The organism is Cellulomonas sp. P1_C4 (genome assembly GCF_056406355.1).
The window spans coordinates 146,290-164,661 of sequence record NZ_JBFUAI010000013.1 but is presented as its reverse complement, the minus strand read 5'-3'; the positions used below and the strand labels follow the sequence as shown (position 1 = coordinate 164,661).

Genomic DNA, 18,372 nt, shown 5'->3' with positions numbered 1-18,372 from the left:
AGGAGACACCCATGGACTCGAACAGCCCCGACTCGCCATTCCCTCCCATCGCTGAGTACGCCTTCCTGTCCGACTGCCACACCGGGGCGCTCGTGGCGCCGGACGGGTCGATCGATTGGCTGTGCGTGCCCAGGTTCGACAGCCAGAGCGTGTTCGGCAGCCTGCTCGACCGCGGCGCCGGCTACTTCCGGTTCGCGCCGTACGGGATCAACGTGCCGACGTCGCGCGCCTACGACCCCGGCACCAACGTGCTGGTCACCACGTGGCACACCCCGTCGGGGTGGATCGAGATCCGCGACGCGCTCATCATGGGCCGGCGCGAGGGTCCCGACGAGACGACACCGCACACCCGCCCGCCCGCCGACGACGACGCGGAGCACGTGCTGGTGCGGACCGCCACCTGCCTCGAGGGGGCCGTGCGGATCGAGCTCGTGTGCGACCCGGCGTTCGACTACGGCCGGACGCGCGCGCCCTGGGTCCTCGACGCCGCAGGCCACGCCGCCGACATCAGTGCGGCCGGGCTGGCGATGCGGCTGACCACCGACCTCGCGCTGGGCGTCGAGGGCGACGCGCTCCGCGGCCGGCACGAGCTCGTCGCGGGCGAGACCGTGTTCTGCGCGCTGTCGTGGTCCGCGTCGCTGGACGGCCCCACCGATGCGCAGGACGCCGTGGCGCGGATCGCGACGACGCGCGACTTCTGGCGCCGCTGGCTCGGTCGCGCCCTGATGCCCGACCACCGCCTGCGGCCCTACGTCGAGCGCTCCGCCCTCGTGATCAAGGGCCTGACCTACATGCCGACCGGCGCCACGGTCGCGGCCCTCACGACCTCGCTCCCCGAGACCCCCGGCGGCGAGCGCAACTGGGACTACCGGTACACGTGGATGCGCGACTCGACGTTCACGCTGCAGGCGCTGCACTACCTCCGGCTCGACTGGGAGGCCGACGAGTTCATGCAGTTCGTCGCCGACGTCGAGCCCGACGCGGACGGCGCGCTGCAGATCATGTACGGCATCGACGGCCGGCGCGACCTCACCGAGACCACCCGGGACGAGCTGACCGGCTACCAGGGCGCTCGGCCCGTGCGTCTCGGGAACGGCGCGTTCGACCAGAAGCAGAACGACGTCTTCGGCTCCGTGCTGGACTCGATCCTGCTGCACACCCGGCGCAGCGAACGCCTGCCGGCGCGGCTGTGGCCGATCGTCAAAGCCCAGGCGGAGTGCGCGGCGGCCGTCTGGCAGCAACCCGACCAGGGCATCTGGGAGGCCCGGGGCAAGCCGCAGCACTACGTCTCGTCGAAGATCATGTGCTGGGTCGCCATGGACCGTGCCGCCCAGCTGGCCGGCATCCGCGGCGAGCCCGACCTGCAGTCGAGCTGGGCCGCGATCGCGGAGGAGATCAAGGCCGACATCCTCGAGCACGGTGTCAGCGACCGTGGCGTGCTGCGGCAGCACTACGAGACGGACGCGCTCGATGCCTCCAACCTGCTCGCGGCGCACTTCGGGCTGCTGCCCGGCACCGACAAGCGGTTGCACGCGAGCGTCCTGGCCATCGCCGACGAGCTCTCCGAGAACGGCTTCGTGCTGCGGTACAAGACCGACGAGACCGACGACGGGATGTCCGGCAAGGAGGGCACGTTCGTCATCTGCTCGTTCTGGCTGGTCTCCGCGCTCATGGTCGTCGGCGAGAAGCAGCGCGCGCTCGACCTCATGGAGCGCCTGCTGCGGATCGCCTCCCCGTTCGGGCTGTATGCCGAGGAGTTCGAGGTCGACGCCGCGCGGCACCTGGGCAACATCCCGCAGGCGTTCTCGCACCTGGCGCTCATCGAGGCCGCGGCCCGGATCATCCTGGCGGAGCGCGTCCAGGAGATGTCGCTGTGACGGACGTCCTCATCCTCGGCGGTGGCCTGGCGGGCGTCGCCGCCGCGCAGACCCTCGGCGAGGCCGGCGTCCACGTGACACTGGTGGACCGCACCGACTACCACCAGTTCCAGCCGTTGCTCTACCAGGTGGCCACGTCGCAGCTGCCGGCCGAGGACGTCGCCCGGCCGCTGCGGACGATCTTCGCGGACTCGCCGAACGTCGACGTGGTGGTGCAGGGCGTCGCGTCGGCGTCGTTCGCCGACCGCACGCTCGTGCTCGACGACGGCAGCTCGCTGTCCGCGGACCACCTGGTGCTCGCCGCCGGCGCGCGCCCGAACTTCTTCGGCATCGCCGGGGCACGCGAGCACGCCTTCCCGCTCTACTCGGTGGTGGACGCGGAACGGCTGCGCCGCCACCACCGGGCCCTGGTCGCCGAGTCGGACGCGGAGGGTGGCGATCCGCCGGGGTCACGTGACGTCGTCGTCGTCGGCGGCGGGCCGACCGGGGTCGAGGTGTCGGGCGCCCTCGCGGAGCTCGTCGCGGCGCTGCAGGCCCACGGCCGGATGCCCGACGACGCGCGCGTGCACCTGGTCGACAGGGGGCACGCCGTGCTGGGCCAGTTCTCGGAACGCGCGCAGAAGTACGCGCACAAGCACCTGACGGAGGCGGGCGTCGAGCTCCGGCTCGGTGCGGGTGTCGCGTCCGTGCACGCGGACCACGTCGACCTCGACGACGGCACCAGCCTGCCTACCCGGACGGTCATCTGGGCGGGCGGCGAGTCGGGCTCGGCCGTCGCCCAGTCGGCCGGACCGACCACCGGTCGCGGCGGACGCATCGACGTCCGGCCCGACCTCGGCGTCGAGGGCTACCCCGGCGTCTGGGCCGTGGGCGACGTGGCCAACATCCCGTCCGGACCGCACGAGGGGGCTCCGACGCTTCCGCAGCTGGGCTCGGTCGCCCAGCAGTCCGGCCGGTGGGCGGCGCAGAACATCCTGCGCGAGTCTCAGGGCGACAAGCTCGCGCCGTTCCACTACAAGGACAAGGGCATCATGGCGATGATCGGCCGCAACTCCGCGGTCGCCGAGGTCGGCGCCCACCGGCACGAGGTCGACGGTCCCCTCGCCTTCGCCGCCTGGCTCGGGGTCCACGCGATGCTCCTCAGCGGGGTGCACAGCCGCACGGACGCGTTCCTCAGCTGGGCCTGGGACTACTTCGACCGCGACCACGCGGCGACGGTCGAGTCGCACGACACCCCGCGTCGGATCGCTTGGGGTGACGACACCGACGACGTCCCGCACATCGACCTCGACGCACCGAGGGCCGAGTGAGCCGGCCAGGGGGTTGATCGCCGGGCGGAGTCGGGGCGTAGCGTGGCCCGATGTGGGGGAAAACACCGTTAGGTCCCATTCATCCGCATCCGAGGTCGAGCTGACGACAGGCGACGAGGAGGGCCCGGTGAGGGCCCGCAGCCCGCGAGTGCGGGCGCGCCTGGTCCCGCGCACGGCATTGATGGACGCCATCGACGTCTCGCCCGCCCGGGTGGTCGCCCTGGTCGCAGGGCCTGGCTACGGCAAGACGGCGGTGCTCGCGCAATGGGCGGACCGCTGGCCCGGGGCGGCCGCGTGGCACACCTGCTCGGCGGTCGACAACGACCCGGTGGGCCTGCTGACCTCGCTCGGGCGCAAGATCGGCCCCGACCGGGGGGTGGTCACCGTCGCCGGCCTGGTCGCGTCCGCCGCCGACAACGGACCGCGCACGCTCTTGCTCGACGACGTCGATGCGATCACCGGCGCCGGCAGCCTGAACGTGCTGACCGACGTCATCGACCGGCTCCCCGAGCCCTGGCGCGTAGTGATGACCTCGCGCGCACGACCGCGACTGCCGCTCGCCCGCCTGCGCGCCGCAGGCGACCTGCTGGAGATCGGGCCGCCCGAGCTCTCGCTGGATGCCGACGAGGCAACGGTGGTCCTCTCGCGCGCGGGCGTCTCGCTCCCTCCCCCGGCGATGACCGACCTGCTCGCCCGGACCGAGGGCTGGCCCGTCGCCGTCTCGCTCGCCGCGATGGCTCTGCGCGCGGGTGGCCAGAACCCGTCCGCCCAGCCCCCCTTCACGGGCGACGACCGGTTCATGCGTGAGTACCTGCGCACCGAGGTGCTCGGCGGACTGGGTGGGCGCGACACCCGGCTGCTGGTGCGCTGCGCGATCCTCGACGAGCTGTCCGGCCCCCTGTGCGACGCGGTCCTGCGCGCCCGCTCGTCGGGCGCGGCGCTGGAGCACCTGGCGGCGCACGGGGTGATCGAGCCGGTCGGCCGGGGCGGAGACCGGTTCCGGTGCCACCCCCTCCTGCGCGACCTGCTGAGCGCCGAGCTGCACCGCAAGGAGCCCGCCCTGGTGCCCGAGCTCCACGATCGCGCGGCCCGCTGGTACGGCCAGGCCGGCGTCCCGGACCAGGCGATCGAGCACGCGCACCGGTCGGGCGACGTCGAGGAGTTCACGCGACTGGTCCTCGACTGGTCGCAGCAGACCTGGGCCAGCGGCGGCATCGACTCCGTCCACCGGTGGATGTCGTGGCTCGAGGAGGCCCACGACGGCAACGCGTTCCCGGCGATCGCCGCGCACGCGGCGCTCATCTTCGCGCTGGTCGGCGAGCCCGCGCGCGCCGAGCGGTGGTCCGCGATCGCGAAGGGGACACCCGGGTCCGGCACCCTGGCCGACGGCAGCACGGTCGAGGGGACGCTCGCCTACCTGGATGCGATCGAGGCCCGCCAGGGCACGGCGCAGATGCGGACCGACGCACGCAGCGCCTGGACGGGACTGTCACCGGTGAGCCCGCTGCGCGCGACGATGCGCCACACCGAGGCCCTCGCCGACCTGCTGGACGGCGACCTCGACCACGCCGACGACCTCTTCGTCGAGGCTCAGGAGGCCGCCGACCTCGTGGGCGTCGACCCGCTCGTCGCGATGGTCCTCTGCGAGCGGGCGGCGATCGCGGTCGAGCGCGGCGACTGGTCGTCGGCAGAGACGTCGGTGCGCCGCGCGACGTCGATCGTCGTCGACGGCGACTACGGCTCCTACTGGTCCAGTGCGCTGGTGTTCGCCTGGGCAGCTCGCGTCGCCCTGCACCTCGGCCTGCGGTCAGAGGCCGTCGAGCACGCACGGCGAGCCCTGGCCCTGCAGCCCCTGCTCACGTACGCGATCCCGGTCGTCTCCACGCAGGCACTCCTCGCCATCGCGCAGACGTCGCTCGGCCTGGGGGACCACCACGCGGCCGCCGCTGCCGCGCGGCAGGCCGAGGAGATCGTGCGCCGGCGACCCGGGCTCGGCGACCTGCCGGACAAGGTCGCGACCCTGCTCGAGGCCGTGCAGGAGACCGCCCACCGAGGAATGCCCGACACCCTCACGCCCGCCGAGGTCCGGCTCATGCCGCTCCTCGCCACGCACCTCACGTTCCCGCTGATCGCCGAGCGACTCGGGGTCTCCCGCAACACCGTGAAGACGCAGGCGATCTCGACCTACCGCAAGCTCGGCGTCTCGTCTCGCAGCGAGGCTGTCGCGCGCTGGGAGCTGCTCGACGGGACCACGAGCGCGTAGCCAGGTCCGGCACGAACTCCCCGGCGAGGAAGGTGGACGCACTCGTGAGCGACGCGAGCGCCGGACCGCGATACGCCCCGCTGAGCGCACGCCTGGCGCCCTTGCTCGCCGTCGTCGTCGCCGTGCTCGCGCAGGTGCTCATGCGCGACCGGATCGTGCTCGGCCCGCTCCTGCTGGTGCCCGTCATCGAGGTCGTGCTCCTCCTCGCGATCATCCTGGGCGACGAGGCGCTGCCGGCCCAGCGGCACCGCGTGGACCTCCTGCGGTACGCGCTCGCGCTCGTGCTCTGCGTCTCGGCGACCTCGTCGGCCCTGCTGCTCATCAGGGACGTGATCGCGGTCCGGCCCGTGAGCGTCCAGCAGCTGCTCGGGGAGGGCGGGCAGATCCTCGTCGTCCTGACGGTCGGGTTCGCGCTCCTGTTCTGGCAGCTCGACCGGGGCGGGCCGAACGGCCGCGCGCAACCGGACGTCGAGCGGATGTCGTTCTGGTTCACGCAGGACGCCATCCGCGAGTACTCGGACCAGTTCGACAGCTGGCAGCCACGCTTCCTCGACTACCTGTACGTCGCGATCACCAACCTCATCGCGTTCTCCCCCACGGACACGATGCCGCTGACCCGCACCGCGAAGATGCTGATGGCCTGGCAGTCGACCGTCTCGCTCGCCACGTTCGCCGTCGTCCTGGCTCGGGCCGTCAACATCCTCAACTGACGGGACCGGCCGGCGGGCCGGTCAGCTCGTCGCGGCGACGGACGAGGAACGCCGTCTCGGCGGCGTTGCCGGGCACGGCGATCGCCTGGTCGTACGCCGCTCGCGCCTGCGCGTCCTCACCCAGGCGCCGCAGCAGGTGGGCGCGGGTGGCGTGGAAGGCGCGATAGCCCTGCAGCGGCAGGCCGTCGACCTCCGCGAGCGCGACCTGCGGACCGTCGAGCTCGGCGACCGCGATGGCCCGGTTGAGCCGCACGATCGGCGAGCGGTCGAGCCGGACCAGCTGGTCGTAGAGCGCGACCACCTGCGACCAGTCGGTGTCGCGGACGTCGCGGGCGTCTGTGTGGACCGCGTTGATCGCGGCGAGGACCTGGTATCGCCCCGGCGGCTCGCCGGACCCGAGCCGCGCACGGATCAGGGCGTGGCCCTCGGCGATCAGCTCCGGGTCCCAGGCCGAGCGGTCCTGGTCGTCGAGGGCGACGAGCTCACCGCTCGCGGACACCCGCTCCACCCGGCGCGCGTCCGTCATGAGCATCAGCGCCAGGAGCCCGGCGACCTCGCCGTCCGCCGGCAGGAGCTCTCGGACCAGCCGCGTCAGCCGGATCGCCTCGGCGGTGAGGTCGCTGCGGACCGGGTCGGCGCCGGGCTCGGACGCCAGGTAGCCCTCGTTGAAGATGAGGAAGAGCACCGTGAGCACGCCGCTGACGCGCCCCGGGAGGTCCTCCCGGAACGGCACGCCGTACGGGATCCTGGCGGCCGCGATCTTGGCCTTCGCGCGCGTGATCCGCCGGCTCATGGCGGTCTCCTGGACCAGGAACGCGTGGGCGATCTCCGGCACGGTGAGCCCGCCGACCATCCGCAGGGTCAACGCCACCCGCGCCTCCATGGCGAGCGCGGGGTGGCAGCAGGTGAACAGGAGCCGGAGGCGGTCGTCGTCGATGGCACCGAGCGCCTCGGGGGCGTCGACGAGCATCATCGCCTCCCTGTGCTTCGACCCCCGCTTGGCCTCGCGGCGGATCCGGTCGATGGCCTTGCGGTGGGCGGTGGTGATGAGCCACGCGCCGGGGTTCGGCGGCACCCCGTCGACGGGCCAGCGCTCGACGGCGGTCGCGAACGCCTCGGCGGCCATCTCCTCGGCCAGGTCGAGGTTGCCGAAGCGCCGGGCCACGGCCGCGACCACCCGGGCCCACTCCTCGCGGTGGACCCGGGTGATCGCGTCGGCGACGTCGGTCATGCGCCGCCGAGGAGCGGCCTGAGCTCGACCCGCCGGTTGCAGTGCTTCGACCCCTGCGCCGCGAGCCGCCTCGCCGCGTCGAGGTCAGGGGCGTCGATGATCCAGAAACCGGCCACGCACTCCTTCGACTCGAGGTACGGCCCGTCGGTGAACACCGCCGCCTCGTCCCGGCCGTCGACGACGGTCGCGGTGTCGGGCGCCCCGAGGCCGCCGGCGAACACCCAGTGGCCGGCGGCCACCAGCTGCGCGTTGAAGACGTCGATGGCCGCCATCTCGTCCGGGGTGGCGGAGCCGGACGTGTGGTCGAGCACGGAGATCAGGTACTGCGCCATCGGGTCTCCTTCTCATCGGAACGCGGCGGCCGCGCACCGCCGAACCTCTTCGAGCATCTTCGTACACCCCGCGGCGCCGCAGCGCGGGAGTGTTCGTGCTGGTCCGCGGTGGAGCAGACTGGTCGGCGTCCGCGAGTCCGTCGGCGCCGGAGCCCCGGCTCCCGCGAGCGAGGAGATCGTTTCGTGCGTTCCGACATGGTGCCCGGCGGAGTCTTCCCCGACTACGAGCTGCCCGACCACACCGGCACCGTCCGCCGGCTGAGCGAGATCCAGGGCGACGACCCGATGGTTCTCACGCTCGCGCGCGGGCACTACTGCCCGAAGGAGCACCAGCAGCATCTCGAGCTCGCCGGGATGCAGTCCAAGATCGGGGTGGCTTACACCCGCATCGCCACCATCGCGACGGATGAGCACCACACGCTCCAGGAGTTCCGCGCCTCCGTGGGCGCGCACTGGCCGTTCCTGTCCGACCCGGGTCGTGTCGTGCAGCAGGATCTGGACATCCAGGAGTACACGGACCCGGAGCACGACCCGATGATCCCCCACACGCTCGTGCTCAAGCCGGGGCTCGTGATCCATAGCATCTACAACGGCTACTGGTTCTGGGGCCGCCCCTCCACCGACGACCTCTGGCGCGACCTGCGCGCCGCCTCGCGCGAGGTCCGTCCGGACTGGGACCTCAGCGCCCCGGGACTGCGCGAGGCCTGGGAAGCCGGCGACGTCGCGAAGTTCCACGGCTGGGAACGGCGGTCGCCCGAGGAGGTCCGCCGAGCCCGCGGCCTGGACTGACGGGCCGCGCACCATGGCCACGCTCCTGTCGGTGAACGTCGGGCTGCCGAAGGACGTGCCCTGGCGCGGCCGGACGGTGCACACGGGCGTCTGGAAGAGCCCGGTGACGGGCCCGCAGATGGTCCGCCGGCTCAACATCGACGGCGACGGGCAGGGCGACCTCGCCGGTCACGGCGGCGAGCAGCGCGCGGTGCTCGTCTACCAGATCGAGTCGTACCGGCACTGGAAGGAGTTCTTCGGGCTGGAGGACCTCGAGCCGGGGGCGTTCGGGGAGAACTTCACGGTCGAGGGACTCGGCGACGACGAGGTCTGCATCGGCGACCGGTACCGCATCGGCGACGCCGAGCTCGAGGTCACCCAGCCGCGCGTCACCTGCTTCCGCGTGGGGATGCGCATGGGACAGCCGCAGCTCCCGTCGCTGCTGGTGGCGCACCACCGTCCCGGGTTCTACCTCCGCGTCCTGACCGAGGGGCACGTCGCCGCCGGCGACCCGATCGAGCGGACCCGACGCGGGCCGCACGCGCTGAGCGTCGCCGACGTCGACGCCCTGCTCTACCTGCCCGGTCACGACGAGGCGCGGCTCGAGATCGCCATGGACATCCCGGCCCTCAGCCCCGGCTGGMGAGAGTCGTTCCGGAGCATGCTCGCCGGTGGGACCGTCCAGCCCGCCGGTGTCGCCGTCGCCGCGAAGCCGTCGTGGGCGGGCTTCCGGACGCTCACCGTCACGGACGTCGTCGCCGAGACGGAGGCGGTGACGTCGTTCCGGCTCGCCGGCGACGGCCCGCTGCCGGAGTTCGCGCCCGGCCAGTTCCTCAGCCTGCGCGTGCGGGATGCCGGTGATCCTGCACCGGTGCGCACGTACTCGCTGTCGGGCGATCCCGACGGCGGCGACTACCGGATCAGCGTGAAGAGCGAGCTCGACGGGTTGGTCAGCTCGCGTCTGCGCGCGCTCCTGCACCGGGGCGACCGGATCGAGGTCGCGGCCCCGCGCGGCGGCTTCGTGCTCGACGACGGCACCGAGCCCGTGCTGCTCATCTCGGCGGGCATCGGCCTGACCCCCGTGCTGGCGATGCTGCACCGGCTCGCGAGCGAGCCCAGCGCCCGCGAGGTGTGGTGGATCCACACGACCCACGACGAGCAGAGCCACGCCTTCGCCGGCGAGGCCGCCGAGCTGCTCGCCCGCCTCCCGGCGGCACGCTCGCGCGTCTTCTACACGACCCCGAGCGGCCCGCTGCCCGCAGGGGTCCGCGCGGGACGGCTCACCGCGGACGTGCTGGCCGGCCTGGACCTGCCGGTCGACGCGCAGGCCTACGTCTGCGGCCCCGAGTCGTTCATGGACGACGTCGTCGCCGCCCTCGCCACGGCCGGCCTCGACCCGGCCCGCGTCCACACGGAACGCTTCGGCTCACGCTCCCCGATCAACCCCGGCGTCGTCCGGTCCGACGCACCGCCGCCCCACCAGCCATCCGGCCCGCCCGGCACCGGTCCGCAGGTGACCTTCGCGCGCTCCGGTCTCTCCGCCGGCTGGTCGGACGGCTACGACTCCGTGCTCGAGCTCGCCGAGGCGTGCGACGTGCCCACGCAGTGGTCGTGCCGCACGGGCGTGTGCCACACGTGCGTGACGGCGGTTCTGTCCGGGTCGGCGTCGTACGGGACGCCGCCGCTCGAGCCGCCCGGCGACGACGAGCTGCTCATCTGCTCGTCGCGCCCCACGACGGATCTCGTCCTCGACCTCTGACGGGCTAGCGGACGAATTGCTGGCCGCCGTCGACGTCGAAGGTCGCGCCGGTCAGGGCGGTGTTGGTCATGACGTGCACCGCCAGCGCCGCGACGTCGTCCGGTCCGACCACCCGGCCGATCGGCAGCGTCGCGCGCAGCTGCTCGCGGCGCTCGTCCAGCCTGTCGCCGAGCAGCGACGCCGACAGCGGGGTGTCGACGAACCCCGCGGCGATGAGGTTGACGCGCACCGGGGCGATCTCGATCGCGAGGTTCGCCGCCAGGACGGGCAGCGCCGCGGTCATCGCCGCGGTGATCCCCAGGCCGACCCCTGGTCGCCGGGCGCCGGTGCCGCCCATGAACAGGAGAGTCCCGCCGGGCCGGATCTTGCCGGCGGTGTAGCGGGCCACACCCAGCATCACCATCGGGTGCTCGGCGATGGCGCGGCGCACGTCCTCGAAGTCCATGTCGACCAGCGGCGCGTAGTAGGGAGCGCCGGCCGTCACCATGACGTGGTCGATCGGCCCGTCGAGCCCGTCGAAGAAGCCCTCCAGGGCGGCGAGGTCGTTCGCGTCGAACGCCGCGACGCTCCGCGCACCGACCTCGTCGGCGGCACTCCGGAGCCGGTCGGGATCGCGGGCCGTCAGCACGACCTCGGCTCCCTCGGCGCGCGCCCGCCGGGCCGTCGCGAGCCCGATGCCCGCGCTCCCGCCGATGACGACGACGGTCTGCCCCGCCAGCGCCGGCTCGCGCGTCGAGGGGCTCATCGTGCGATCTCGCCGAGCAGGGCCTTCAGCGCCGGCACGTAGATCTCCGAGAAGGTGGGGAACGGCTGGATCGTGTCGGCCAGGATCTTCAGCGGGACGTGCGCCCGGATCGCGAGCGTGGCCTGCTGCAGCCACTCCCCCGCCTCTGGACCGAGCGCGTACGCCCCGGTCAGCCGCTCGCCGTCGCTGACCAGCGTGAGGAACCCGTTGCTCTCGGCGTAGGCGCGTGTGTAGGTCGACGTCTTCGCCACCCCGGACACCGGGACGGTCGCCTGGAAGCGGTCGTCCGCGACGCCCACCGCCGCTGCCTGAGGGTCGGTGTACGTCACCCGCGGGACGGCCTCGTAGTTGGCGGCCCGCGCCTCGCCCAGGATGTTCGCCGCGACCACGTCGCCCTGGTACTTCCCGACGTGCGTGAGCGGCCAGAGCCCGGTCACGTCGCCGATCGCCCACAGTCCGTCGGCGACGCGCAGGTGCTCGTCGACGGGCACGCCCTTGTCATCCGGTTCGATGCCGACCGTCTCTAGGCCGACGTCGTGCACGCGCGGGCGCCGTCCCGTGGCGACGAGCAGCTTGTCGCCCCGCAGCTCGCGCCCGTCGTCGAGCTCGAGCACGTAGTCGTCCCCGTCGCGCCGCGCTCGGGCCACGCCGGCCCCCAGGACGAGCTCGACGCCCTCGCCCCGCAGCACGTCGCCCAGCGCCTCTCCGAGGGGCGCGGGCTCCCGCCCGAGCACGTGCGCCGACCGGTCGACCAGGACCACCTCGCCCCCGAGCCGCCGGACCACCTGCGCGATCTCCACCCCGACCGGTCCGCCGCCCATGATGAGCAGGCGGCGCGGGACCGCCGTCATGGAGGTCGCCTCGCGGCTGGTCCAGAGGCCGTCCAGCTCACGCAGCCCGGGCACCGGGGGCACGATCGGCGACGCGCCGTTGGCGAGCACCACGTGGTCGGCCGTGTGCCGCACGCCGTCGACCTCCACGGCACCGGGTCCGGCGAGCCGACCGTCGCCCCGCAGCAGGTCGATGCCGTTGTCGGCGAGCCACGTCACCTGACCGGCATCGGAGTAGTCCGACACCTGGAAGTTCCGCCAGGCGAAGACCGCCTCGAGGTCGATGTCCGCCGTCGCCGCGGCCTCGCGTGCCGCGTGGACCGCCTCGCCCGGCCGCAGCAGGGTCTTCGACGGGATGCAGGCCCAGTACGAGCACTCGCCCCCGACGAGCTCTCGCTCGACGACGGCGACCCGCAGCCCGCCCTCGGCCAGGGCGCCCGCGCAGTGCTCGCCGGGCGAGCCGCCGCCGAGCACGATCACGTCGTAGTCGGCGGTCACGTCGGCAGCTCTTCGCCGGCGCGCTCGCGGACCATGTACAGCGCGTACCAGTCCGGCCAGTCCGCGTCCGCCTCGCCCGTCCGGGCTTCGTGCTCGCCGTGTGCCGCGGCCGCGCGCCGCAGGGCGTCGGCGAGGTCGCTCACGGACTCGTAGCGCGTGTCCATCGGCTCATCCCCTCATCGGCCGGGCAGTCGCGTCTTGATCTCCTGGAGCAGCCACCCGTTGCCGTCCGGATCGCTGAAGGCGACGAACGAGCCGTAGTCGGCGTGGCCGGGCGCGGGGCCGCTCACCCGGCCCCCGGTGCCGGCGTGATGGAAGATGCCGGTCTCGTCGTGGAACGGCTCGCTGACCTCGACGCCGCGCTGGACCAGGTCGGCGCGCGCCGCGTCGATGTCGTAGACGGACAGCTGCAGGCCCTCGAACGAGCCGGGCGCAGCGTTCGTCAGGCCCGTGCCGAAGATGATCGAGCACGCCGACCCCGGTGGCGTCAGCTGCACCACGCGGTAGCCGTCGTCGATCGTGAGATTGGCGTCGAGCCGCCAGCCCAGCGACTCGTAGAAGCTCTTCGCCCGGTCGACGTCCGAGACCGGGAGAACCACGACCTCGAGCCGGAACTGCCCCGGTTCCACCGGCGGGCTCCCGCCCGTGCTCGCGCTGCTCGCCTCGGTACTGGTCATCTCCGGCTCCCTCGCGTCGGCTCCGTCCGCGCGAGGACCAGCCCCACGTGGGTAGAGAGGTGAGTTGCTCGTGACACACGATGCTCCCGGCCGCCACGAGCGTCAAGGGTGTCTCTGGGGACTGTCGTGGGTACCCCTCGAGGGTGCATGGTGACGGCATGCCGTGGTTCCCGGAGTTCGTCTCCGCCGCCGAGCTTGCCCGCGATCAGGCACGAGAGGAAGGGCATGCCGACCCCGTCGCGCAGTACCTCCGGGCCCTGGACACCGGCGACTCCGGAGGCCTGGAGTACGTCTGGCCAGGCGACGTCAGGGTCTACGACCCGCGCGCCGGCGAGGTGCACGGCCACCGTCAGCTCCGGACGTTCGTCCGGCGCAACACGTCGTGGTTGGCGGGCCACCGTGCCCGGGTCGAGACCGTGGCCTCGACGATCGTCGGGCGGCGGGCGGTGGTGGAGCTCCTCGCCCGCGTCGAGGACGACGACGGGCTGGCCACGGACTGGCCGGTCGCCGTCGTCGCCGAGTCCCCGGACGACCGCTCGGTGATCTTCCGCACCTACTGCAGCCAGTGGCCGGTCGACGGCCGGCGCCACGTTCGGCCGCCCGTCCTGCCACCCGGCAGCGGCGCCCTCTCCGGCGTGGTCGGCCGCTTCCACACCGCGTTGGCCGGCGGGGACGTCGACGCCGTGATGACCCTGTTCGCCGACGACGCGTACCTCCGCGAGTCCTTCGGCCCGCACGGCGCCCACCGCGGGAGCGACGAGCTGCGCGCCTACTTCACCACGAGCTTCAGCGCGGGCGGCGGCATCGCGCTGGAGCACTGCAGCGTGACGCAGGACGGCGCGCGGAGCGCCGTCGAGTACAACTGCGTCCGCTGGGGCGACCGCGGCCTCCCACCGCAGGCCGGGGCGGCCGTCTACGAGTGGGGTGCGGACGACCTGCTCACCGCGGTGCGCCTCTACGACGACATCGAACCTCTGGTGCAGCGCGGCTGACCGGCGTGCCGTTCAGTCGGTCCGAGCTCGAGTCGTTCCGCGGCGGGAGCCTGCCCGACCTGCTCGGGGAGCCCACGCGGCTCCTCTTCGTCGGCATCAACCCGGGCCTGCGCGCCGTCGCGGTCCAGGCGCACTTCGGCGGTGGCGGAACCAACCGCTTCTACCCGGCGCTCTATCGGGCCGGCATCGTCGATCGGCGGATCGACGCCTCCGCCGGCCTGCTCCCCGAGGACGCCGACCATCTCCGAGAACGCGGGGTCGGCATCACCTCGCTGGTCGCGGGAGCCTCGGCTCGGGCGGACGAGCTCTCCGCGGCGCAGCTCGTCGGTGCGGCCGGCGACCTGGCCGAGCGCGTCGGACGCATCGCGCCGACCGCCGTGGCGATGCTCGGGATCACCGCCTACCGGACCGCGTTCTCCCAGCCGCGGGCGACCGTCGGTCGTCAGCCGGGAGACCTGGGCATCGGCGTCATCGTGTGGGTGGTGCCCAACCCGAGCGGCCTGAACCGGGGTGCCACGGTGGACGACCTGGCCATCGCCTACCGGGAGGTCGCTGTCGCCGCGGGCATCGAGCCCTTCACGGTGACGGACGGCTCGTAGGACGTCGCGGAGAACGCAACCCCCTCAGGACGAGCGGCGCTCGCGGCGGAAGTCATCGGCGATCTGCTGGGCCTGCGCGCTGATGAACCGGACGTAGTCGGTCCAGAGCAGCTCGATCCGGGCCGGCGTCGCCCCGCCGGAGACGGCGAGCTCCCACCGCCGCCGCGCGTCCGCGATGTCCGCGCCAGTCACTTCCACTCGTAGCCCCATGCGTCGAGCCTCTCCCGAGACTCGCGGCTCGACCATCCCGCGGGGGCAGGATCACCCACTGGTTCCCTCGTCCGAGTGACCGGGCGGTGGGGGCGAGAAGCGGTACGTGGTCTGGCCGTGGCCGTCGCCGAAGGCCATGACCTTCGCGGGGGCGACCCGGTAGACCCACGCGCCGCCGGAACCCCCGCCCGAGCTGCTCCTCTCGACGAACACGTCGCCGCGGACGTCCCACAACCAGTCGTCGCCGTACTTGGCGGACCACGCGTCGGCCAGCGCCTGGAGCTCGTCGGGATCGGTCACGCGCACCGCTGTGCCCTCGACCACCAGGTCCTTCCCGCTGTCCCACCCGCTCGCCCCGGTGCTGCCGGTGGTCACCGCCACCTGGGCATGCACGTCGAGGTTCCGCTGCTTCTGCTCCTCGGGGCCGGTGCAGAACGCGAACGCACCGTCGTGCCAGACGCCGACGAGCGGGACGGCGTGCGGGCGTCCATCGGCTCGGACGGTGATGATCCAGTAGAGCTGCGCCTCGGCCAGGAGGCGTTCGATGTCCGCCCATGGCGGCGGGGTTGCCGTGGGGTCGCCGTACCTGGGGTCGATCACTCCGGTCGTCATGCGGGTCACCTCGGTTCGAGAGCTCGTACGCACGTGGATCCATCCTCCACGCGTCGAGGCCCCCGCCGGGAGGGTCCGGCGCCGGACGCCCGTCGCTACAGTCGCAGCATGGGCGTCGCCGACTTCCTCGACCCGATGCTGGGCAGCTGGCAGGGCACCAACCGCCTGCGACTGATGCCCACCGACGAGTACCAGTCCTCGGTCGCCACCGCCACGGTCGGCATCACGGCCGTCCGGTTCGTCTCGATCGCCTACACGTGGGCGGACGGGGACGCACCGCAGGACGGTCTTCTCCTGGTCGGTGGCTCCGCGGAGGCCGCCGAGGCCGTCTGGGTGGACTCGTTCCACACGGGACCGACGTGGATGACCTTCACCGGCGGCGTCGGCGACGACGGCGAGCTCAGGCTCCACGGCTCGTACGCCGCACCGACCGGACCGGACTGGGGGTGGCACATCCACGTGCGCCCGCAGGACGCCCTCCTCACGATGCACAACGTCGTGCCCGGGTCGGAGCCGTACCAGGTGGTCGAGCTCGCGCTCGAGCGCGCCGGTTGAGGACGCTCCGCGGGCTCGTGCAGAGAGAGGCTCACGGGCGATAGCGAACCGCCGCGGGGACGATGCTCGGCGTCAGTGCCCGTCGGCGCCCGGGTCGAGCAGGGAGTGCATCAGGGCGCGGATCGGCGCGACGAGCTCGGCGGAGTCCACGGACGCGAGGGGCTCGAGCGCCGTCGACGAGCGCAGCACCGCGATCCCCAGTGCCGCGCACAGCGCGAGCTGCGCCCGGACGAGGAGCTGCTCGCCCCCCGGCCCGTCCGGCGCGCCGCCCACAGCCTCCGCGAGGCGCCGCGCGTAGGACTGCAACGTGTCCCGACGGATCGCCTCGGCGTTCTCGTCGCCGGAGGTCCGTAGCAGCAGGACCAGCTGGTTCGGGTGCTCGGCGGTGCCCGGTCTCGCGAGCTGCTCGGCGACGGCGCCGGCCACCTCCTCGACCGTCGACCGCGGCCCGAGCGAGCTGCCGAGCTCGGCCGAGACCCCCCGCAGGCAGGCCTCGAAGAGCCCTTCCTTGGAGTCGAAGTAGCGGCTGATGAGGGCGGCGTTGACGCCGGCGTCGTCGGCGATCTCGCGCACGGTCGTCGCCGCGTATCCCCGTGCGGCGAAGCGCCCGCGGGCCGCGGCGAGCAGGGCCTGCCGTGTGGTGGCCGCGTCACGGCGCCTCGAGGTGGGCGCCGACGACGGAGCTGCGGCGACGCGCATGGGACCTCCCTTGGTCCGGAGCAGCGTAGCGAGACGCGTGTCACAAGTAAACATTCGTTGACTTCGATTGCGCGAGGCACCCATACTTGAGTCAACAGGCGTTGACTTCTAGCACCCGAGGACCCCGTGTCACACTCCCCCGCCCTCCCCGACGTCGCCGACGTTGCCGGCCAGCACCGGTCCGGCAGCAAGTTCCTGGTGCTCTACCTGTCCCTCGGCGGACTCGCGTTCGCCGTCCTGCAGTCCCTCGTCGCACCGGCGCTGCCGATCCTCGCGCAGGACCTCGCCGTCTCGACGGCCGACGCGAGCTGGATCCTCACGGCCTACCTGCTTGCCGCATCGGTCCTGACCCCGATCCTCGGCCGCCTGGGCGACATGGTCGGCAAGCGCCGCGTCCTCATCGGCGTCCTGGCCGCTCTCGCCGTCGGCACGCTGGTCGCGGCGCTGGCCCCGAACCTGGGCGTGCTCATCATCGCCCGCGTCCTGCAGGGCTCCGCCGGGGCGATCCTGCCGCTGTCCATCGGGATGGTCCGCGACGAGCTGCCCCGCGAGAAGGTCAGCGTCACCGTCGGCCTCCTGTCGGCAATCTTCGGCGTCGGCGCCGGCATCGGCATCGTCGCGGCCGGTCCGATCGTCGACAACCTGTCGTGGCACTGGCTGTTCTGGCTGCCCCTGGTGCTCGTGGTGATCGCCCTGCTCGGGGCCATCTTCGGGATGAAGGAGTCGCCCGTGCGGACCCCGGGCCGGCTCGACGTGCTCGGCGCCGGCATCCTCACCGTCGGCCTGGTGTCGCTGCTGCTCGCCATCAGCAAGGGCCAGTCCTGGGGATGGCTCGAGACGAAGACCGTCAGCCTGTTCCTCCTCGGGGTCGTCGCCCTGGTGGCGTTCGTCCTGGTGGAGCTGCGCGTGAGCCAGCCGCTGATCGACATCCGCCTCATGGCCAACCGTGGCGTGTGGGCCACCGACCTCGTCGCCCTGACGCTCGGCTTCGCCATGTTCGGGACGTTCCTGCTGGTCCCGACCCTCCTCGAGCTGCCCGCGGCCTCCGGGATCGGGTTCGGCAAGTCGGTGTCCGAGGCGGGGCTGTTCCTGCTGCCGACCGTCCTGATGATGGTCGTGTTCGGCCCGATCGCCGGCCTGCTGGACCGGCGGTTCGGCCCGAAGCTACCGATGTTCCTCGGCACGTCCCTGGTCGTCCTGGCCTTCGCGCTGCCCGGCCTCATGCACGACCACCTCTGGCAGGTGCTGGCCTCCGGGCTGCTCACCGGTGCCGGCATCGGCCTGGCCTTCGCGGCCATGTCCAACGCCATCATCGAGAGCGTCCCGGCGGCGCAGACCGGCGAGGCCAGCAGCGTGAACGTCATCTCCCGGACCATCGGCAGCAGCATCGGTACCGCCGTCGTCGCGGCCGTGATCACGTCGCACAGCACGCCGCAGGGGATGCCGACCGACGACGCGTTCACCTACGGGTTCCTCGTGTGCGCCGCCGTGGCGGTCCTCGCGGTGATCGCCTCGGTCGCCCTGCCCTCGGCCCGTCACCGCCGCGAGCAGGCGCTGGCGGCCGGCGTCAGCGACCTGCCGGCCGAGCCCGCGGAGCTTCACCTGCCGCACCCTCACCTGCCTGGTCACCACGACAGCAAGGCGGACACCCGGGCCTGATCCCGACCCGAGAGCCGAGCCCCCCGCAGCGCCTCCGCGCCCCGGG

At 72.9% G+C, this 18,372-nt stretch carries 19 protein-coding genes; 10 read left to right on the top strand and 9 right to left on the bottom strand.

The window, feature by feature from the left end; all coding sequences use genetic code 11:
• Positions 1-11 precede the first annotated feature (11 nt).
• The 4 genes from AC1DYZ_RS12280 (at position 12) to AC1DYZ_RS12265 (ending at position 6,160) form a co-directional block, all read left to right on the top strand.
• Entirely contained in the window at positions 12-1,877 is a 1,866-nt protein-coding gene (locus AC1DYZ_RS12280; protein WP_477065468.1) for a glycoside hydrolase family 15 protein, read from the top strand.
• The gene (locus tag AC1DYZ_RS12275; RefSeq protein WP_477065467.1) at positions 1,874-3,187 is read left to right on the top strand and encodes an NAD(P)/FAD-dependent oxidoreductase; all 1,314 of its coding nucleotides are present in this window, start codon (positions 1,874-1,876) and stop codon (positions 3,185-3,187) included. Before AC1DYZ_RS12280 ends, AC1DYZ_RS12275 begins: the two co-directional genes overlap by 4 nt.
• A 127-nt stretch (positions 3,188-3,314) precedes the next feature.
• Complete coding sequence (locus AC1DYZ_RS12270; RefSeq protein WP_477065466.1) at positions 3,315-5,450, top strand: winged helix-turn-helix domain-containing protein; 2,136 nt, start codon at positions 3,315-3,317, stop codon at positions 5,448-5,450.
• 44 nt (positions 5,451-5,494) lie between these two features.
• The gene (locus tag AC1DYZ_RS12265; RefSeq protein WP_477065465.1) at positions 5,495-6,160 is read left to right on the top strand and encodes a hypothetical protein; all 666 of its coding nucleotides are present in this window, start codon (positions 5,495-5,497) and stop codon (positions 6,158-6,160) included.
• Here AC1DYZ_RS12265 and AC1DYZ_RS12260 read toward each other — a convergent pair.
• Together AC1DYZ_RS12260 and AC1DYZ_RS12255 are read right to left on the bottom strand one after the other, a co-directional pair.
• On the bottom strand, positions 6,153-7,391 hold the full coding sequence (locus AC1DYZ_RS12260; RefSeq protein WP_477065464.1) for an RNA polymerase sigma factor: 1,239 nt from the start codon (positions 7,389-7,391) through the stop codon (positions 6,153-6,155). The genes AC1DYZ_RS12265 and AC1DYZ_RS12260 overlap by 8 nt on opposite strands.
• Positions 7,388-7,723 carry a YciI family protein gene (locus AC1DYZ_RS12255; RefSeq protein WP_477065463.1) on the bottom strand — a complete coding sequence of 112 codons (336 nt, stop codon included), beginning with the start codon at positions 7,721-7,723 and terminating at the stop codon, positions 7,388-7,390. Before AC1DYZ_RS12255 ends, AC1DYZ_RS12260 begins: the two co-directional genes overlap by 4 nt.
• Before the next feature lie 183 nt (positions 7,724-7,906).
• Between AC1DYZ_RS12255 and AC1DYZ_RS12250 the strand changes: the two genes are divergently transcribed.
• Both AC1DYZ_RS12250 and AC1DYZ_RS12245 read left to right on the top strand, forming a co-directional pair.
• Complete coding sequence (locus AC1DYZ_RS12250) at positions 7,907-8,512, top strand: redoxin domain-containing protein (RefSeq protein WP_477065462.1); 606 nt, start codon at positions 7,907-7,909, stop codon at positions 8,510-8,512.
• A gap of 13 nt (positions 8,513-8,525) precedes the next feature.
• Positions 8,526-10,250, top strand: a complete 1,725-nt coding sequence (locus AC1DYZ_RS12245) for an MOSC domain-containing protein (protein ID WP_477065461.1) — start codon at positions 8,526-8,528, stop codon at positions 10,248-10,250.
• A gap of 4 nt (positions 10,251-10,254) precedes the next feature.
• Here AC1DYZ_RS12245 and AC1DYZ_RS12240 read toward each other — a convergent pair whose 3' ends face one another.
• The 4 genes from AC1DYZ_RS12240 to AC1DYZ_RS12225 are packed head-to-tail and all read right to left on the bottom strand — an operon-like array spanning position 10,255 to position 13,000.
• Complete coding sequence (locus AC1DYZ_RS12240; RefSeq protein ID WP_477065460.1) at positions 10,255-10,995, bottom strand: SDR family oxidoreductase; 741 nt, start codon at positions 10,993-10,995, stop codon at positions 10,255-10,257.
• Complete coding sequence (locus AC1DYZ_RS12235) at positions 10,992-12,323, bottom strand: dihydrolipoyl dehydrogenase family protein (protein ID WP_477065459.1); 1,332 nt, start codon at positions 12,321-12,323, stop codon at positions 10,992-10,994. Before AC1DYZ_RS12235 ends, AC1DYZ_RS12240 begins: the two co-directional genes overlap by 4 nt.
• Complete coding sequence (locus AC1DYZ_RS12230; protein WP_456825800.1) at positions 12,320-12,487, bottom strand: hypothetical protein; 168 nt, start codon at positions 12,485-12,487, stop codon at positions 12,320-12,322. Before AC1DYZ_RS12230 ends, AC1DYZ_RS12235 begins: the two co-directional genes overlap by 4 nt.
• 12 nt (positions 12,488-12,499) lie before the next feature.
• The gene (locus AC1DYZ_RS12225) at positions 12,500-13,000 is read right to left on the bottom strand and encodes a VOC family protein (protein WP_456825801.1); all 501 of its coding nucleotides are present in this window, start codon (positions 12,998-13,000) and stop codon (positions 12,500-12,502) included.
• 158 nt (positions 13,001-13,158) lie between these two features.
• Between AC1DYZ_RS12225 and AC1DYZ_RS12220 the strand changes: the two genes are divergently transcribed.
• Both AC1DYZ_RS12220 and AC1DYZ_RS12215 read left to right on the top strand, forming a co-directional pair.
• Positions 13,159-13,992: a nuclear transport factor 2 family protein gene (locus AC1DYZ_RS12220; RefSeq protein WP_477065458.1), complete on the top strand. Its 834-nt coding sequence runs from the start codon at positions 13,159-13,161 to the stop codon at positions 13,990-13,992.
• Between the two features lie 5 nt (positions 13,993-13,997).
• Complete coding sequence (locus AC1DYZ_RS12215; protein WP_477065457.1) at positions 13,998-14,591, top strand: mismatch-specific DNA-glycosylase; 594 nt, start codon at positions 13,998-14,000, stop codon at positions 14,589-14,591.
• A gap of 24 nt (positions 14,592-14,615) precedes the next feature.
• Here the strand turns inward: AC1DYZ_RS12215 and AC1DYZ_RS12210 are convergent, their stop codons facing one another.
• Positions 14,616-14,783 (bottom strand): hypothetical protein, encoded by a 168-nt coding sequence (locus AC1DYZ_RS12210; protein WP_477065456.1) that lies wholly within the window; start codon positions 14,781-14,783, stop codon positions 14,616-14,618.
• A 69-nt stretch (positions 14,784-14,852) separates the two neighbouring features.
• A complete protein-coding gene (locus tag AC1DYZ_RS12205) occupies positions 14,853-15,413 on the bottom strand; it encodes a pyridoxamine 5'-phosphate oxidase family protein (RefSeq protein ID WP_477065455.1) in 561 nt (186 codons plus the stop codon).
• A 108-nt stretch (positions 15,414-15,521) separates the two neighbouring features.
• Between AC1DYZ_RS12205 and AC1DYZ_RS12200 the strand changes: the two genes are divergently transcribed.
• Positions 15,522-15,968: a DUF1579 family protein gene (locus tag AC1DYZ_RS12200; protein WP_477065454.1), complete on the top strand. Its 447-nt coding sequence runs from the start codon at positions 15,522-15,524 to the stop codon at positions 15,966-15,968.
• Between the two features lie 72 nt (positions 15,969-16,040).
• Here AC1DYZ_RS12200 and AC1DYZ_RS12195 read toward each other — a convergent pair whose 3' ends face one another.
• Positions 16,041-16,667, bottom strand: a complete 627-nt coding sequence (locus AC1DYZ_RS12195; protein ID WP_477065453.1) for a TetR/AcrR family transcriptional regulator — start codon at positions 16,665-16,667, stop codon at positions 16,041-16,043.
• 126 nt (positions 16,668-16,793) lie between these two features.
• Between AC1DYZ_RS12195 and AC1DYZ_RS12190 the strand changes: the two genes are divergently transcribed.
• On the top strand, positions 16,794-18,326 hold the full coding sequence (locus tag AC1DYZ_RS12190; RefSeq protein ID WP_477065452.1) for an MFS transporter: 1,533 nt from the start codon (positions 16,794-16,796) through the stop codon (positions 18,324-18,326).
• Positions 18,327-18,372 lie beyond the last annotated feature (46 nt).

What these genes read in the sequence shown, in the direction of transcription:
- AC1DYZ_RS12280 (WP_477065468.1), top strand. Translation starts at nt 12, where the DNA reads ATGGACTCGAACAGCCCCGACTCGCCATTCCCTCCCATCGCTGAGTAC.
- AC1DYZ_RS12260 (WP_477065464.1), bottom strand. Translation starts at nt 7,391, where the DNA reads ATGACCGACGTCGCCGACGCGATCACCCGGGTCCACCGCGAGGAGTGG.
- AC1DYZ_RS12255 (WP_477065463.1), bottom strand. Translation starts at nt 7,723, where the DNA reads ATGGCGCAGTACCTGATCTCCGTGCTCGACCACACGTCCGGCTCCGCC.
- AC1DYZ_RS12240 (WP_477065460.1), bottom strand. Translation starts at nt 10,995, where the DNA reads ATGAGCCCCTCGACGCGCGAGCCGGCGCTGGCGGGGCAGACCGTCGTC.
- AC1DYZ_RS12230 (WP_456825800.1), bottom strand. Translation starts at nt 12,487, where the DNA reads ATGGACACGCGCTACGAGTCCGTGAGCGACCTCGCCGACGCCCTGCGG.
- AC1DYZ_RS12225 (WP_456825801.1), bottom strand. Translation starts at nt 13,000, where the DNA reads ATGACCAGTACCGAGGCGAGCAGCGCGAGCACGGGCGGGAGCCCGCCG.
- AC1DYZ_RS12220 (WP_477065458.1), top strand. Translation starts at nt 13,159, where the DNA reads ATGCCGTGGTTCCCGGAGTTCGTCTCCGCCGCCGAGCTTGCCCGCGAT.
- AC1DYZ_RS12205 (WP_477065455.1), bottom strand. Translation starts at nt 15,413, where the DNA reads ATGACGACCGGAGTGATCGACCCCAGGTACGGCGACCCCACGGCAACC.
- AC1DYZ_RS12200 (WP_477065454.1), top strand. Translation starts at nt 15,522, where the DNA reads ATGGGCGTCGCCGACTTCCTCGACCCGATGCTGGGCAGCTGGCAGGGC.
- AC1DYZ_RS12195 (WP_477065453.1), bottom strand. Translation starts at nt 16,667, where the DNA reads ATGCGCGTCGCCGCAGCTCCGTCGTCGGCGCCCACCTCGAGGCGCCGT.